We start from the raw sequence: 14629 nt of genomic DNA, 5'->3' as shown, positions 1-14629 counted from the left end.
TCTGAGCTCAGTCGGGTCGAGCGCCCCGGCGTCACTCGTGACCGCGGCAGCCCTGCCCGCGTCTGAGTGTAACGATTCATGGCGCCGCCAGCGCCTCACCCGACAGAACTCACCGTCGCGGATCGATATGGACCTTCGGGCCGTGCCCGCCCGGCCGCTCGCCGGCGAGTACCGCCACGGCCTGCGTGAGGGGGACGGTGGCCGCCACCAACGGGCGCGGATCCACCGACCCTTGCGCATAGGCCTCGATCGCGCCCGCCAGGCCCGCGGACGCCCCGAGGATGCCCACCGCGGTGATGTCGGCGAACACGAGCGAGCGGCTGTCGAGCAGGGTCGGGATCGGCGCGATCCCGATGTAGACGACCCGGCCGGCGGGTTCGACGAGGTCGACGGCGCGGGCCGGCACGCCCGCTCCCGTGGACGCATCGACGACGGCGTCCCACGGTTGGTCGGGCAGCGTCGCCTCGGTCCAGGCGTGCGTCAGGCCGAGCGAGCGGGCGAACTCCAGGGACTGCTCGTCCGGCCCGAGCAGGTGCGCCCGTGCGCCGGCGGCCTCGGCGAACAGCGCCGCGAGCAGTCCGATGGTGCCGGGCCCGGCCACGAGCACCTGGTCGCCGTCCCCCACGTTCGCCGCCCGCACGGCGCGCACAGCGTTGCCGCCCGGTTCGACCATCGCCCCGGCGGTGTCGTCCAGGGTGTCCGGCAGGGCGTGCAGGGAGGAGGCGGGCACCAGGAGCTGCTCGGCGAGCGCACCGTGCCAACCGCCGCGGATGCCGATCTCATACCGGTCGGCGCACACGTGGTGCCTCCCGGCCAGGCAGCGGCGGCAGTGGCCGCAGCCGAGCATGGTGTCGCCCGTGGTGCGCCGGCCCACCCAGGCCTCCTCGACGCCGTCGCCCACGGCGCTGACGGTGCCGCACCACTCGTGGCCGGGCCGCAGCGGGTAGCCGGCCTGGCCGTCGTGGAGATAGCTCATCTCGCCGGTGAACAGCTCGACATCGGTGCCGCAGACGCCGACCCGGCTCACGTCGACGACCACCTGCCCGGGGCCGGGCCGCGGCGCCGGGACGTCCGCGACCTCCGCCGTGTGCGGCCCGGTCAGCACCACCGCCCTCATGCTGGGGCGGGCCGGTGCGCCCGTGCCTCGGGGCGTCCCGGGCTGACTAGGCTGGCGGCCAACGGAGTCATCGTCGAATCGTTCCTCGCAGGTGGAGGGGCAGGTGCGCGTGCGGACCCAGCCTAGGGGCGCAGCGCCGGAGCAGAGGAGTCAGCGTGGTCGAACAGAGCCGTGAGTTGCGCAGCCAGCAGTGGTACGCCGGGCAGGGGCGGGATGCCTACATCCACCGGGCCTGGATGCGCCGCGGCGTCCCCGCGGACGCGTTCGAGGGCCGCAAGCCGCACATCGCCATCGCGAACACGGCCTCGGACCTGGCGCCCTGCAACTCGCACCTGAACGAGGTCGCCGCGAGCGTGCGGGACGGCGTGCTCGAGGCCGGCGGGGTCCCGCTGAACATGCCGGTGGTGTCCCTCGGCGAGACGCAGCTGCGGCCCACCGCGATGCTCTGGCGGAACATGGCCGCGATGAGCATCGAGGAGATGATCCGCGGCAACCCGATCGACGGCGTGGTGCTGCTCGGCGGCTGCGACAAGACCATCCCGGCGCTGCTCATGGGCGCGGCCTCGGTGGGCCTGCCCGCCGTGGTGGTGCCCGGTGGGCCGATGCTCACCGGCACGTTCGCGGGTCAGGCGCTCGGCTGCGGCACCGACGTGTGGCGCCTGTCCGAGGAGGTCCGGGCCGGCACGCTCCCGGCGGAGCAGTTCACGCGCTCGGAGTCGGCGATGATCCGCTCCCGCGGGCACTGCAACACGATGGGCACCGCGTCCACGATGGGGCTGCTCGCCGAGGCGCTCGGCATGGTGCTGCCCGGCCTGGCCGGCACCCCGGCCCCGGACAGCCGCCTGCTCGAGGGCTCCCACGCGACCGGCAAACTCGTCGTCGAGATGGTCGCGGCCGACCGCGGGCCCGCCGACGTGCTGACGAAGGCGTCCTTCCACAACGCCATCGTCACGCTCGCCGCCATCGGTGGCTCCACGAACGCCGTCGTCCACCTGCTCGCGATCGCGGGCCGCCTCGGCATCGACCTGACCCTCGACGACTTCGACCGGATCGGCTCCCGGGTGCCGCTGCTCGTGGACCTGCAGCCGGCCGGGCGGTTCCTGATGGACGACCTCTACCGGGCCGGCGGGCTGCACGCCGTGCTCGCGCAGGTGCGCGACCTGCTCGACCCGAGTGCGCTCACGGTCGACGGGACCCCGCTCGTGGACCACCTCGGTGACGCCCCGATCTGGGATCCCGAGGTGATCCGCGTCCGCGACGCCCCGGTCCAGGGCGAGGCCGGCATCGCCGTGCTGCGCGGCAACCTCGCCCCGGCGGGCGCGATCATCAAGCCCGCCGCCGCGACGCCCGAGCTGCTGCAGCACCGTGGGAAGGCGGTCGTGTTCGACTCCATCGAGGACTTCCACGAGCGCATCGACGACCCGGACCTCGAGGTGGACGCCACCAGCGTGCTGGTGCTGCGTGGCTGCGGACCGAAGGGCTACCCGGGCATGCCCGAGGTCGCGAACATGCCGATGCCGAAGCGGCTGGTGGAGCAGGGCGTGCGGGACATGGTGCGCATCTGCGACGGCCGGATGAGCGGCACGGCGTACGGCACCGTGGTGCTCCACGTCTCGCCCGAGGCCGCGGCCGGCGGCCCGCTGGCGCTGGTCCGGACCGGGGACATGATCGTGCTCGATGTCGCCGGCCGGCGCCTCGACCTGGACGTGCCCGCCGACGAGCTCGCGGCACGTACCCCGAACGAGGCGACCCTGGCCGGGTTCGCGGCACCCACCCGCGGCTGGGAACGTCTCTACGTCGACCACGTGCTGCAGGCCGACTCCGGTGCGGACCTGGATATCCTGGTCGGCGCCAGCGGCAGCGAGGTGAGCCGCGAGTCGCACTGACCTGCCGCCGTTGGGCGGGATCGGGCTGAGCCGCGCGATCGGCTACCGCACCCCGGCCTGAGTGCCGCCGAGCGCAGTGCCGATTCAGTCGCCGAGCCTTCGAATCAGCCGGACGTTCACGACTGATTCGAGGCGGGCTTGGCGGACTCGGCCGACCGCGCCCGACTGCCCGGCCCGGCCCGGCCCACGCCCGAGGCGGGCGTCGAGCGATCGCTTGACACCCGCCGTCGGGCGCTTCTAGTCTGAACACTGACGGTGAATCGTTTCAGAGCCGAAGGCTGATCGCCGTCCCACCAAACCAGACTTGGAGCACAACATGACCACGCCGGCCACCGCCGCCAACGGGGTGCGCGACGCACTCGCCGCCCAGACCATCGAACTGCCGTCCTGGGCGTTCGGGAACTCGGGCACCCGGTTCAAGGTGTTCAACCAGGCCGGTGTGCCGCGCGACCCGTACGAGAAGATCGCCGACGTCGCGCAGGTGCACGCCTACACCGGCGCCGCGCCGCGCGTCTCGCTCCACATCCCGTGGGACCTGGTCGACGACTACGACGCGCTCGCCGCACACGCCCGCGACCTCGGCGTGAGCATCGGGGCGATCAACTCGAACCTGTTCCAGGACGACGACTACATGCTCGGCTCGCTCACCCACCCCGACGCCAAGGTGCGGGCGAAGGCGGTCAAGCACCACCTCGACTGCATCGACGTGATGCGCGCGACCGGCTCCACGGACCTGAAGCTGTGGCTGCCGGACGGCACGAACTACCCGGGGCAGGACGACATCCGGGCCCGCCAGGACCGGCTCGCCGACGGGCTCGCCGAGATCTATGCAGCGCTCGACGACAACCACCGGCTGCTCCTGGAGTACAAGTTCTTCGAGCCGTACTTCTACACGATGGACATCCCGGACTGGGGCACCTCGCTGGTGCACTGCCTCGCGCTGGGGGAGCGGGCCACCGTGGTGCTGGACACCGGCCACCACGCCCCGAACACGAACATCGAGTTCATCGTCGCCCAGCTGATCCGCCTCGGGCGGCTCGGCGCGTTCGACTTCAACTCCCGCTTCTACGCCGACGACGACCTCATGGTCGGCGCCGCGGACCCGTTCCAGCTGTTCCGGATCATGAACGAGATCGTCGGCGCGGACGCGCTCCGGGCGGAGTCCGGCGTGAACTTCATGCTCGACCAGTGCCACAACATCGAGCCGAAGATCCAGGCGCAGATCCGTTCCGTCATGAACGTCCAGGAGGCCACCGCGAAGGCGCTGCTGGTGGACCGGGAGGCCCTCAAGGCCGCGCAGACCAGCGGTGACGTGCTCGGCGCGAACGGCCTGCTCATGGACGCCTACAACACCGACGTCCGGCCACTTCTCGCGCAGGTTCGCGAGGAGCAGGGCCTGGCCGCCGACCCGATCGCGGCCCACCGCGCGTCCGGGTACGGCGAGAAGATCATCGCCGAGCGCGTCGGCGGCACCCAGGCCGGCTGGGGCGCCTGACCCGCTCCCACGCCGACGCCCGGACCGAGCTCGCGCCACGCCCGCTTCGTGCCCGAACCCGACTCCCACCACCCTCGAGAGTGAAGGCTCTTCCATGACGAACCCGGCTGTCGCCGACCTCATCGCCCGGTCCAACCGCCTCGGTGCCGACCCGCGCAACACCAACTACGCCGGCGGGAACACCTCCGCCAAGGGCACCGAGATCGACCCGGTCACCGGGGAGTCCGTGGAGCTGTGCTGGGTGAAGGGCTCCGGCGGCGACCTCGGCACCCTGAAGGAGTCCGGCCTGGCCGTGCTGCGCCTGGACCGGCTGCGCGCCCTGACCGGCGTGTACCCCGGCGTGGACCGCGAGGACGAGATGGTCGCCGCGTTCGACTACTGCCTGCACGGCAAGGGCGGCGCCGCCCCGAGCATCGACACCGCGATGCACGGGCTCGTCGACTCCGCGCACGTGGACCACCTGCACCCCGACTCCGGCATCGCTATCGCCACCGCCGCCGACGGCGAGCAGCTCACCTCCACGATCTTCGGCGAGCGGGTGGTCTGGGTCCCGTGGCGCCGCCCCGGCTTCCAGCTCGGCCTGGACATCGCGGCCATCAAGGAAGCCAACCCGCAGGCGATCGGCTGCATCCTCGGTGGCCACGGCATCACCGCCTGGGGGGACACCTCCGAGCAGGCCGAGGCGAACTCCCTGGAGATCATCGCCACCGCCGAGGCCTACATCGCCTCCCACGGCAAGGCGGACCCGTTCGGCGCCGTCGTGCCCGGCTACGAGGCACTGCCCGAGGCGGAGCGCCGCGCGAAGGCCGCCGCGCTCGCCCCGGCGATCCGTGGCATCGCCTCCGCGGACGCGCCCCAGGTGGGCCACTTCACCGACTCCCCCGAGGTCCTGGACTTCCTGGCCAGCGAGAAGCTCGGCCCGCTCGCGGCCCTTGGCACCTCCTGCCCGGACCACTTCCTGCGCACCAAGGTCAAGCCGCTCGTGGTGGACCTGCCCGCGGCCGCCCCGGTGCAGGACGTGCTCGCCCGCCTCGCCGAGCTGCACGAGGCCTATCGCGCCGACTACGCCGCCTACTACGACCGGCACGCCACGCCCGAGAGCCCCGCCATGCGCGGCGCCGACCCGGCGATCGTGCTCGTGCCCGGCGTCGGCATGTTCTCCTTCGGCAAGAACAAGCAGACCGCGCGCGTGGCCGGCGAGTTCTACGTCAACGCGATCAACGTGATGCGCGGCGCCGAGGCGCTGTCCACCTACGCCCCGATCGAGGAGTCCGAGAAGTTCCGGATCGAATACTGGGCCCTCGAGGAGGCCAAGCTCGCCCGGATGCCCAAGCCGAAGCCGCTCGCCACCCGGGTGGCCCTGGTCACCGGCGCCGGCTCCGGCATCGGCAGGGCGATCGCCGAGCGGCTCGCCGCCGAGGGGGCGTGCGTCGTCATCGCCGACCTCAACCTCGAGGGCGCGCAGGCCGTCGCCGCCGAGCTCGGCGGGCCCGACGTGGCCGTGGCCGTGCAGTGCGACGTCACCAGCGAGGAGCAGGTCGCCGCCCTCATCGACGCCGCCGCGCTCGCGTTCGGCGGCGTGGACCTGGTGGTCAACAACGCCGGCCTGTCCATCTCCAAGCCGCTGCTGGAGACCACGGTCAAGGACTGGGACCTGCAGCACGACGTGATGGCCCGCGGTTCCTTCCTGGTGGCCCGCGAGGCCGCCCGCGCGCTGATCGCCCAGAAGCTCGGCGGCGACATCGTCTACATCGCGAGCAAGAACTCCCTGTTCGCCGGCCCGAACAACATCGCCTACTCCGCCACCAAGGCGGACCAGGCCCACCAGGTGCGCCTGCTCGCGGCCGAGCTCGGTGAGCACGGCGTGCGGGTCAACGGCATCAACCCCGACGGCGTGGTGCGCGGCAGCGGCATCTTCGCCGGCGGGTGGGGCGCCAAGCGGGCCGCCGTGTACGGCGTGGAGGAGTCCGAGCTCGGCGCGTACTACGCCCAGCGCACCCTGCTCAAGCGCGAGGTCCTGCCCGAGCACGTGGCCGCCGCGGTGTTCGCGCTCGCCGGCGGCGACCTGAGCCAGACCACGGGCCTGCACATCCCGGTCGACTCCGGGGTCGCGGCCGCGTTCCTGCGCTGATGACCGCGTTCGCCGCCGTCGACCTGGGGGCCTCCTCGGGGCGGGTGATCCGCGCCGAGGTGGCCGAGGTCGACGGCGAGCCGCGCCTCGTGCTCGAGGAGGTGGCCCGGTTCGCGAACGGAGCAGTGCCCGACGGCGCAGGCACGTTGCGCTGGGACCTCACCGCTCTCTTCGGTGAGGTCGTGCAGGGGCTGCGCGCCGCGGGGCGGCGCGGCCCGCTCGCCGGGATCGGCATCGACAGCTGGGCCGTGGACTACGGTCTGATCGGCGCCGACGGTGCGCTGGTCGCCGAGCCCGTCGCCTACCGCGACGAGCGGACGGCGCCGGTCATCTCCGACGTACACTCCGCCGTCGACCCGGAAGAGCTGTACCGGATCGCAGGGATGCAGCACCTGCCGTTCAACACCATCTACCAGCTCGCGGCCGAGCGGGCCGCCGGCGGGCTCGAGGGCGTCCAGCGTGCCCTGCTGATCCCGGACCTGCTCGCGTACCTGCTCACTGGTGTGGCCGTCAGCGAACTCACGAACGCCTCCACCACGGCGCTGCTCGACCAGCGCACCCGGACCTGGTCCACCGACCTGCTGGGGCGGATCGGCGTACCCGCCGGCCTGCTGCCCGACGTCGTCGAGCCCGGGCAGGTGATCGGCACCCTGAGCGAGTCCGTGCGCGAGGTGACCGGACTCGGCGAGGTGCCCGTGATCGCCGTCGGGTCCCACGACACCGCCTCGGCGGTGGCGGGCATCCCCGCCACCGGCGCCGACTTCGCCTACGTCTCCTGCGGCACCTGGTCCCTGGTCGGGGTCGAGCTGACCGAACCGGTGCTCACCGAGGCCTCCCGCGCCGCGAACTTCACGAACGAGCTCGGCGTCGACGGGACCGTGCGGTACCTGCGCAACGTGATGGGGCTGTGGCTGCTGCAGGAGTCCCAGCGCACCTGGCGCGAGGCCGCGGAGCCCGGCACCGACATCACCACCCTGCTCGAGGTGGCGGCGCGGGTCCCGGCGCGACGCACGCTCGTGGACGTGGACCACCCCGACTTCCTGCCCCCGGGGGACATGCCCACGCGGATCGCCGCGCAGGCCCGCGCGAGCATTCAGCCGGTGCCGGCCACCCCGGCCGAGGTGACCCGATGCATCCTGGACTCCCTCACCGTCGCCTACCGGCGGGCCGTCCGGGAGGCCACCGAGCTGTCCAGGCACCCGGTGCGGGTGCTGCACATCGTCGGCGGCGGATCCCGGAACGCACTGCTGTGCCAGGCCGCCGCGGACGCCACCGGGCTGCCCGTGATCGCCGGGCCGGACGAGAGCACGGCGATCGGCAACGTGCTCGTCCAGGCCCGAGCCGTCGGCGCCCTGTCCGGTGACCTCGCGGCCCTGCGCGCCGTGGCTGCCCGCGGGCTGGCGCTGACCCGCTACGAACCCGACCCGGCCGAGCGGGAGGCCTGGGCGGTGGCCGAGGAACGCGTGCACGGCGTCCCGGCGGACCGGGTGTGAGCTGCTACCGCAACCCACTCGCCGGGCCCGGCGACGTGGCCGGCTGGGTCCTCGAGGGTGACGGTGCGGTGACGTTTCCGCAGGGCCGGCTGCGCCTGGAGTCCACCCGGGACCCGGCGCAGGGGCAGGCCGCGAACGTCGTGTTCTGGTGCCCGGTCGAGGCGCCCGACGGCGTCGCGATCAGCTGGGACTTCTGGCCGGTCCACGAGCCGGGCCTGTGCATCCTGTTCTTCGCCGCCACGGGTCACGACGGGCGCGACCTGTTCGACCCGGCGCTGCCGGCCCGGACCGGCGAGTACGAGCAGTACCACCACGGCAGCCTGGACGCCTATCACGTGTCCTACTTCCGGCGCCGGTGGGAGGACGAGCGGGCCCTGCACACGTGCAACCTGCGCAAGTCCCACGGGTTCCACCTGGTGGCGGCCGGCGCCGACCCGCTGCCGGACGTGCCGGACGCCCGCGGGCCCTACCGGATCCGGCTCACCCTCTCCCGCAGCGCGGTGACGTTCTCGATCAACGACGTCGAGTCCTTCCGGTGGCTCGACGACGGGTCGGTGGGCGGCCCGCCGCTGGGGCCGGGCCGGATCGGGTTCCGGCAGATGGCACCGATGGTGGCCGAGTACGCGAACCTGAGGATCGAGCCGATCTGACCCTGCCGAGCGCTGCCGGCCACGCCCGAGCCGGGCGGTGCGGGTCAGTGCGGGACGACGTCGACGCCGTTGCGCTCGTAGGTCTCGACCAGCCGCGCAGCGATTTCCTCGGGAGCCCAGTGGTCGGGGACGCGGATCATCGTGCCGCCTGCGAACGGGTGCAGCGTGATGCCGTCCGCGACCTCGGTCAGGGACACCGTGCCGTCGCGCAGCCACACCCGGTAGCCGGCCGGGATCTTCCACTGCCCCCGCCTGCGGAGCACGTTGATGTCGTAGGTACTCAGGTTGGCGAACAGCGGCCGCCAGGCCTCGATCAACGACTCCAGCAGTGCGTCGGCCAACCCGGGCTCGACTGGGACACCCGGTGGGTTGATGACGTTGGCGCGCACGTTCTGACTCGGCAGCCGTCGCCCGATGAACCTGCCTCCGACGTCCACGCCGACGGACATCGCGGCGCGGGGTCCGAGGCGTCGATACAGGCTGTAGCCGTACCCGTCGCTCGGGTCGGCCTCGCCGGTGGCGGCGGTCGAAGGGCGGCTGCGAACGACCTCCGTGAGCTCGGCCGCCGACCCGGTCCAGGCTGGGCCGTCGATGACCTCCCAGTCGGTGCGTCCGCGCCGGGCCTCGAACGCGCGCACGAAAGCCTCGGTGCAGCCGGCGATGGCCTCGGGCGGCTCGGCCACACGGTCGAGCACGACCCGGATCGCGACTCGGTCAGCCCACTGACCCCCCATGAGCGGGAGTCTAGATCACAGCGGTGACAGCGATCCTGCCGCACTCGGGATGCGGGCCGCCGGAGTACCGGACCAGACCGTGAGCCCGGGGCAGCGGGCGCTGCGGGACAGCGGCTTCAGGACCGGCCAGTAGAGGGCGGCGGGTACCCCGAACCGGCGGACGAGGTCCGGGCGCCACCGGACGCCGTCGGCGATCCACCGCAGGAACCGAAGCGTGTCCGCCCCGGTGTACCCGTCGATCCAGGCGCGCTTCTCGAACGCCTGCCACTCGCGGTGGCTGAGCAGCCGGCGCACGATCTCCAGGCCCTCCTGCTCCTCGTGCGTCAGGTGCGCGAGCAACGGACCCTCCAGTTCGTCGAGGGCCGTGAGGGCGTCAGCGGGGGTGGCCCGGTCCGCGACCAGGCCACGGGCGGCCGCCTCGAGCGCGAGCAGCGGCCCGTCGAGGGACTCGTGCTCGGCCTCCATGGCGTCGAGGACCACGCGACTGGCCGGGTCACGCTCCAGCAGCACCGGCCACAGACTGTGGTCCTCGCCCTCGTGGTGCCACCGGAGCTGGGCCATCACCCACTGCAGGTGCCGCCCGAGGCGCCGGCGTCGCCGCACGGACAGCCCGGGATCGTCCAGCAGCAGCCGGGCTCGGGCCAGGTCCCGGCGCAGGGCCGAGTGGAACAGCGTCATCGTGAACGGGTCGGCGGGGTCACCGGCGGCGACGGGCTCGGTGGGCATCGGGCGGACGTTCGTCACTTCTTCCTCCACTGTTCGTGCCGTGCGGCGAGGGCCGCGGTTGGTGCGAACCAGTCTGCGACGCAACCAGGAGATCGGACAAACCGATGGATTCGATCGCTAGGATCGGGCTTCATGATGGATGAGGCGAAGCTCGAGGCGTTCGTCGCCGTCGCGGAGGAGGAGTCCTTCAGTGCGGCGGCCGACCGGATCCGCGTCGCGCAGTCGACGATCAGTGCCCGGATCAAGGAGCTTGAGGCGGAGCTCGGACAGCCCGTGTTCATCCGGACCAGCCGTCGAGTCCGGCTGGCGCCGGCCGGCACGGTGGCGCTCCCCGCTGCCCGCACCGCCCTCGCTGCCCTCTCGGCGCTGCGTCAGGTCGTCGACGATGTCGCGGGGGTGCGCCGGGGCCGGGTGCGGCTGGGACTGTTGACCGGCGCTGACCTCCCCGAACTCGCGCAGCTCCTCGCGGACTTCGCGGCGGAGTTCCCAGGCATCGAACTCGTCGTCTCGTCCGCGTCGGCACAGGACCTGCATCGCGCGGTGTCAGACTCCGCCCTGGACCTGGCGGTCGTGGTGCGGGCAGGCGCCGCCGAGGTGGGCGGGCCGGCCTGGGTGGAGCTGCTGAGCGATCCGCTGACCGTGGTCGGCCTGGATCGTGCCGCCGGACCGGTGCCGGTCACGGAACTGGCGAAGGTGCCGCTGATCCTGCTCGACGCGGCCGTCGGTGCGCGCGGAGTCCTTGAGGCGGCGGCTCGCAGCGCCGGGGCGCGACTCGATATCGCCGTCGAGGTCTCCACCCCCAGCCTCGCCACGGACCTGTTCGCCCAGGGCATGGGCGCCCTCGTCATCCCGGCCAGCCTCGCCCCTCGGCCCGGGTCCGTGATCACTGGTGCCGATGGTGCCGAGCTGAGCGTGTCGGTCGGCCTGATCAGCCACCCGACCCTGCGGACCCCCGCCGCGGACCTTCTGCTCGGGCGGCTCCGGGTGGGACTGACCGCGGCCGGGTGAGGCCGGAAGCGGTCATGAAACGCCCGCCGTCTGTCAGCCGGACAGCCAGATCGCGGTCAGGAGCAGCGCCCAGAAGCCGACCACCACGTATCCGAGCACGAGTGCCGCCATGGCCAGGCCGCGACCGCGCATGAGGTTGTTCCTGGTCTGCACCACACCGATGTGTCCGAAAACGATCGCGAGCAGCGCGGGCACCGACAGCACCACGCCGAGCAGGGCGAACACCAGGGCGAGCGTGGCCCACACGGACGACTTCGGCGGCGGCGTGAAGTAACCCGGGCCGGAGAACGTCTCGGCATAGGAGGGCAGCGGGCGGGTGTAACTGTTCACGAACGGGGAGACGCCGTACTGCGCGGTTGCCTGCCAGGGGCGCACGGTCTCGCCCGCCTGCGCGGGCGCGGGCACCTCGGGCCCGGGCGCGCGCACCGGCGCGAGGGCCGTGAAACCGGCGCCGACGGACACGACTCAGCCGGTCGCCGTCGGGAGCGGTTCGCAGCCCTGCGGAGCAGGGATCGCGACGGCCGGGTCGAGAAGTACCTCTTCGGCCGGCAGCAGCATCTCGAACTGAGCGCCGAGGACCACGTCGACCGTGGCGTCCACGCGCTCGTCGAGCACGATGGTCGATTCGGGGAACAGCAGCGCCACGCTGTAGGCCTGCCCGAGCCCGGTGGGGCCGGCGACGATGCGGACGACCCCGGCGTAGCTGGACTCGGCGTTGGCCTGGGCGGCGATGATGATGCCGCGAGCGGCGAGCTCGGCCGAGGTCGTGCCCGCGAGGCCGCTCCGAGTGGTGCCGTTCAGCACGGTGGCCGTGATCTCGGCGAAGTTGATGTAGGTCTGCCCCTCCGGCGGGCACGGGCCGGGTGCGGCCGTCGCCGCGGTGGGCTCCGGGGAGTTGATCGGGATGTTCACCGGCGTCGGCAGGATCCCCACCCACATGGCGCCGGCCGTCAACGCGATCACCAGCATCACCGCGATCAGGCCGCCGAAGATGACGGTCTGTCGCTGCTGCAGGTGCCGGCGCCGGGCCGCCCTGGCCTCGGCGGCCTCGCGCGCGCCGTTGGTACTCACGGAAGGAACCTAGCGGATACGCGGCTCCGGACCACGGAACTGTCCACGGCTCAGATCTCCAGGACCCGCGCGTGGAGCACGTTGCGCTGCTGGAGCGCGGTCCGCAGGGCGCGGTGCAGTCCGTCCTCGAGGTAGAGCACACCGCGCCAGGACACCACGTGGGCGAACAGGTCGCCGTAGAACGTGGAGTCCTCGGACAGCAGGCTATGCAGATCGAGGGTGGCCTTCGTGGTGACCAGTTCGTCGAGGCGCACCTGGCGGGGCGGGATCTTCGCCCAGTCCTTGGGCGTGCTCAGCCCATGGTCCGGGTAGGGGCGCGCATCGCCGACGGCCTTGAAGATCACCAGACGATCCTAAGTGAGGTCGCGGCCTGCCCCCTACCGGCACGCGGACGAGGTCAACGGGTCCATGACCTGGGCGTAAGATCCACGCGCATGCCGTCCACCGCGCCGCCCATCCTGACCACGATGTCGTGGACCGCCCTCAACAACGCCCGGGAGGCCCTGCGGGACGGGTCTGCTGGGGAAGAGCTGCAGAGCGCACGGGACACGCTCGTTGCTCGGGGGCGGACGCTCGCGGCGCTCGCCCCGGTGGCAGTCACGGACAAGCCGGACCCGGGCCCGTCGGGGCAGACCCGCGACTTCTACGCGATCGGCAAGTACGCCTGGCCCGACCCGGAGCGTCCGGACGGGCTGCCGTACCTGCGCCGCGACTGCCTGATCAACCCCGAGTCGAACTCGGACCGGTATGACAAGGCGCGCTACGACGAGATGGTCGAGCGGGTCCGGGTGCTCGCGCTCGGCGCGTTCATCGGTGACGACGCCGAGCTGGGTGAGGCCGCCGCCGCGGTGCTGCGGACCTGGTTCGTGGATCCCGCCACGTCGATGACGCCGCACCTGCGTCACGCGGCGGTGCTGCCGGGCGTCAACGACGGCGCGGCGATCGGCATCATCGAGGGCGCGGTGCTGGTGGAGGTCCTCGACCACGTGCGCCTCCTCGAGGCGGACGGCCACTGGTGCGGCACGGACCGCGACGGCCTGCGGGCCTGGATGGCGGGTTACGCCGGCTGGCTGCGCACGAGCGAGTTCGGGACGGCGGAGGGCCGGATGGTCAACAACCACGGGTCGTTCTGGCTCGCGCAGGTGGCCGCGGCCGCCGGCTACGCCGGCACTGCGACGCCCGAGCTGGTCGACGACCTGGCGAAGCTCGGCCGCACCCACCTCGAGCACCAGCTCGGCGCGGACGGCTCGCTGCCGGAGGAGATGGCCCGCCCCGACGCGTGGCCGTACGCCACCTACGGGTTGCGTGCGCTCGCCACCGAGGCCCAGGTCCTCGCCTCACTCGGTGTGGACCAGTGGGCGCACGAGACGAGCGACGGCCGCAGCCTTCGCCTCGCCTACGAGTTCCTGCTGCCCTACCTGGGCGGCGCCGAGTGGCCCTATGCCCGGTTGGACCAGGTCGAGGACAACCACGCGGGAGACCACGCGATCGCCGCGGCCCGGATGGGCGCGATCGGACTCGCCGACCGCCGCGTCGCCGATGCGCACCGAAGCCTGGCGGCCACCGGCGAGCCGAGGCATGTGGTGCTCGCCGGCGACGTTCGCCGGGGCGTGGCCGCCTAAGAGTAGGCGAGATAGCGGCCGGACTTGCCCGGGTTCTCGACCGTGAACCGCAGTTGCAGGTCGGTCTGCCCGATCAGGTCGACCTGTTGGGTGAACTGCTCGTTGGTGACGAAGAGATGTCCGCGGAGGCTCCAGTCCTGGGCGAGCCAGGTCCGAAGTGCCTCGAGAAGCACCCGATCCGTCTCCGTCGCCAGCCGGGACCGACGCACCCAGAAGTACACCGCGGCTTCGTACTCGTCCCAGCGTTGGTCTCCCACCGCGGTGATGCGCGCGCCGGTGAACGAGCGACCATTGGTCGCCATCAGGTAGACGCAGCCGAGACACTCCGTGCCGGCCGGGTTCATCACCGTGTAGGTGAAGGCCCTGCGGTCGGCGTGCCGCTCCTCCAGGCCGACCAGGTCCTCCCGGTTGGCTTCGACGGTGAAATCGTCCGCCGGCCACGTCGACTGCTCCCAGGCGCGCAGGTAGTCCCTGCTCTCCATCACGGCCGCGTAGTCCAGCTCGGCGTCGGCGGCCACGATCGGCCGAAGGACGAACTCGTCGGTCGTCAGCCCCTCGGGGATGTCGGACTTCTCGATCTCGAAGGGCACGGCCCCACTCCTCTGTGTCGGTCGGTCTCCCGGCCACGCTAGTGATTCCTTGGTGGGCCACAAGCGAATAAGCGAGGCCCGGCGGGGATTTGAAACTGCTCAAGAA

The 14629-nt window shown here is 72.3% G+C and carries 14 protein-coding genes; 7 read left to right on the top strand and 7 right to left on the bottom strand.

All coding sequences use genetic code 11. The features are described from left to right. Positions 1 to 109: 109 nt before the first annotated feature. Positions 110 to 1117, bottom strand: coding sequence for a zinc-dependent alcohol dehydrogenase (locus KCQ71_RS14695; protein WP_223407153.1), 1008 nt, complete (start codon positions 1115 to 1117; stop codon positions 110 to 112). 155 nt (positions 1118 to 1272) lie between these two features. Here KCQ71_RS14695 and KCQ71_RS14690 point away from each other — a divergent pair, with 155 nt between their 5' ends. From KCQ71_RS14690 to KCQ71_RS14670, 5 genes are all read left to right on the top strand, one after another. Continuing rightward, positions 1273 to 3003, top strand: a complete 1731-nt coding sequence (locus tag KCQ71_RS14690) for an IlvD/Edd family dehydratase (RefSeq protein WP_223407151.1) — start codon at positions 1273 to 1275, stop codon at positions 3001 to 3003. Between the two features lie 316 nt (positions 3004 to 3319). Continuing rightward, the gene (rhaI, locus tag KCQ71_RS14685) at positions 3320 to 4498 is read left to right on the top strand and encodes an L-rhamnose isomerase (protein ID WP_223407149.1); all 1179 of its coding nucleotides are present in this window, start codon (positions 3320 to 3322) and stop codon (positions 4496 to 4498) included. 94 nt (positions 4499 to 4592) lie between these two features. Then, complete coding sequence (locus tag KCQ71_RS14680) at positions 4593 to 6629, top strand: bifunctional aldolase/short-chain dehydrogenase (protein ID WP_223407147.1); 2037 nt, start codon at positions 4593 to 4595, stop codon at positions 6627 to 6629. Continuing rightward, positions 6629 to 8122, top strand: a complete 1494-nt coding sequence (locus KCQ71_RS14675; RefSeq protein ID WP_223407145.1) for a rhamnulokinase — start codon at positions 6629 to 6631, stop codon at positions 8120 to 8122. The genes KCQ71_RS14680 and KCQ71_RS14675 overlap by 1 nt, the downstream gene beginning before the upstream one ends. Continuing rightward, positions 8119 to 8772, top strand: a complete 654-nt coding sequence (locus KCQ71_RS14670; RefSeq protein ID WP_223407143.1) for a DUF1961 family protein — start codon at positions 8119 to 8121, stop codon at positions 8770 to 8772. Before KCQ71_RS14675 ends, KCQ71_RS14670 begins: the two co-directional genes overlap by 4 nt. 44 nt (positions 8773 to 8816) lie before the next feature. Here the strand turns inward: KCQ71_RS14670 and KCQ71_RS14665 are convergent, their stop codons facing one another. Beyond that, positions 8817 to 9506 carry a hypothetical protein gene (locus tag KCQ71_RS14665; protein ID WP_223407141.1) on the bottom strand — a complete coding sequence of 230 codons (690 nt, stop codon included), beginning with the start codon at positions 9504 to 9506 and terminating at the stop codon, positions 8817 to 8819. Positions 9507 to 9521: 15 nt separating this feature from the next. After that, positions 9522 to 10232, bottom strand: coding sequence for a hemerythrin domain-containing protein (locus tag KCQ71_RS14660; RefSeq protein ID WP_223407139.1), 711 nt, complete (start codon positions 10230 to 10232; stop codon positions 9522 to 9524). 132 nt (positions 10233 to 10364) lie between these two features. On the opposite strand from KCQ71_RS14660, the gene KCQ71_RS14655 reads away from it, so the two are divergent. Beyond that, complete coding sequence (locus tag KCQ71_RS14655) at positions 10365 to 11240, top strand: LysR family transcriptional regulator (RefSeq protein ID WP_223407137.1); 876 nt, start codon at positions 10365 to 10367, stop codon at positions 11238 to 11240. 33 nt (positions 11241 to 11273) lie between these two features. Here the strand turns inward: KCQ71_RS14655 and KCQ71_RS27665 are convergent, their stop codons facing one another. Genes KCQ71_RS27665 through KCQ71_RS14640 form a run of 3 tightly spaced genes read right to left on the bottom strand, consistent with a single transcriptional unit; the run spans position 11274 to position 12655 of the window. Next, the gene (locus KCQ71_RS27665; protein WP_223407135.1) at positions 11274 to 11702 is read right to left on the bottom strand and encodes a DUF4190 domain-containing protein; all 429 of its coding nucleotides are present in this window, start codon (positions 11700 to 11702) and stop codon (positions 11274 to 11276) included. 3 nt (positions 11703 to 11705) lie between these two features. Beyond that, entirely contained in the window at positions 11706 to 12311 is a 606-nt protein-coding gene (locus KCQ71_RS14645; RefSeq protein WP_223407133.1) for a LytR C-terminal domain-containing protein, read from the bottom strand. Positions 12312 to 12361: 50 nt separating this feature from the next. Continuing rightward, on the bottom strand, positions 12362 to 12655 hold the full coding sequence (locus KCQ71_RS14640) for a type II toxin-antitoxin system VapB family antitoxin (RefSeq protein WP_223407131.1): 294 nt from the start codon (positions 12653 to 12655) through the stop codon (positions 12362 to 12364). Positions 12656 to 12745: 90 nt separating this feature from the next. On the opposite strand from KCQ71_RS14640, the gene KCQ71_RS14635 reads away from it, so the two are divergent. Beyond that, positions 12746 to 13933 (top strand): alginate lyase family protein, encoded by a 1188-nt coding sequence (locus tag KCQ71_RS14635; RefSeq protein WP_223407129.1) that lies wholly within the window; start codon positions 12746 to 12748, stop codon positions 13931 to 13933. On the opposite strand, the gene KCQ71_RS14630 is transcribed toward KCQ71_RS14635, so the two are convergent. Next, positions 13930 to 14523 carry a GNAT family N-acetyltransferase gene (locus KCQ71_RS14630; protein ID WP_223407127.1) on the bottom strand — a complete coding sequence of 198 codons (594 nt, stop codon included), beginning with the start codon at positions 14521 to 14523 and terminating at the stop codon, positions 13930 to 13932. The genes KCQ71_RS14635 and KCQ71_RS14630 overlap by 4 nt on opposite strands. Positions 14524 to 14629 lie beyond the last annotated feature (106 nt).

Source organism: Occultella gossypii (assembly GCF_019947135.1).
GTDB lineage: Bacteria > Actinomycetota > Actinomycetes > Actinomycetales > Beutenbergiaceae > Occultella > Occultella gossypii.
Note: the sequence above shows the minus strand (reverse complement) of the source record. Positions and strands in the feature narration are given on the sequence as shown.

Coding starts and splice junctions, on each gene's coding strand:
- KCQ71_RS14695 (WP_223407153.1), bottom strand. CDS start 1,117: ATGAGGGCGGTGGTGCTGACCGGGCCGCACACGGCGGAGGTCGCGGAC.
- rhaI (WP_223407149.1), top strand. CDS start 3,320: ATGACCACGCCGGCCACCGCCGCCAACGGGGTGCGCGACGCACTCGCC.
- KCQ71_RS14680 (WP_223407147.1), top strand. CDS start 4,593: ATGACGAACCCGGCTGTCGCCGACCTCATCGCCCGGTCCAACCGCCTC.
- KCQ71_RS14675 (WP_223407145.1), top strand. CDS start 6,629: ATGACCGCGTTCGCCGCCGTCGACCTGGGGGCCTCCTCGGGGCGGGTG.
- KCQ71_RS14665 (WP_223407141.1), bottom strand. CDS start 9,506: ATGGGGGGTCAGTGGGCTGACCGAGTCGCGATCCGGGTCGTGCTCGAC.
- KCQ71_RS14660 (WP_223407139.1), bottom strand. CDS start 10,232: ATGCCCACCGAGCCCGTCGCCGCCGGTGACCCCGCCGACCCGTTCACG.
- KCQ71_RS14655 (WP_223407137.1), top strand. CDS start 10,365: ATGATGGATGAGGCGAAGCTCGAGGCGTTCGTCGCCGTCGCGGAGGAG.
- KCQ71_RS14635 (WP_223407129.1), top strand. CDS start 12,746: ATGCCGTCCACCGCGCCGCCCATCCTGACCACGATGTCGTGGACCGCC.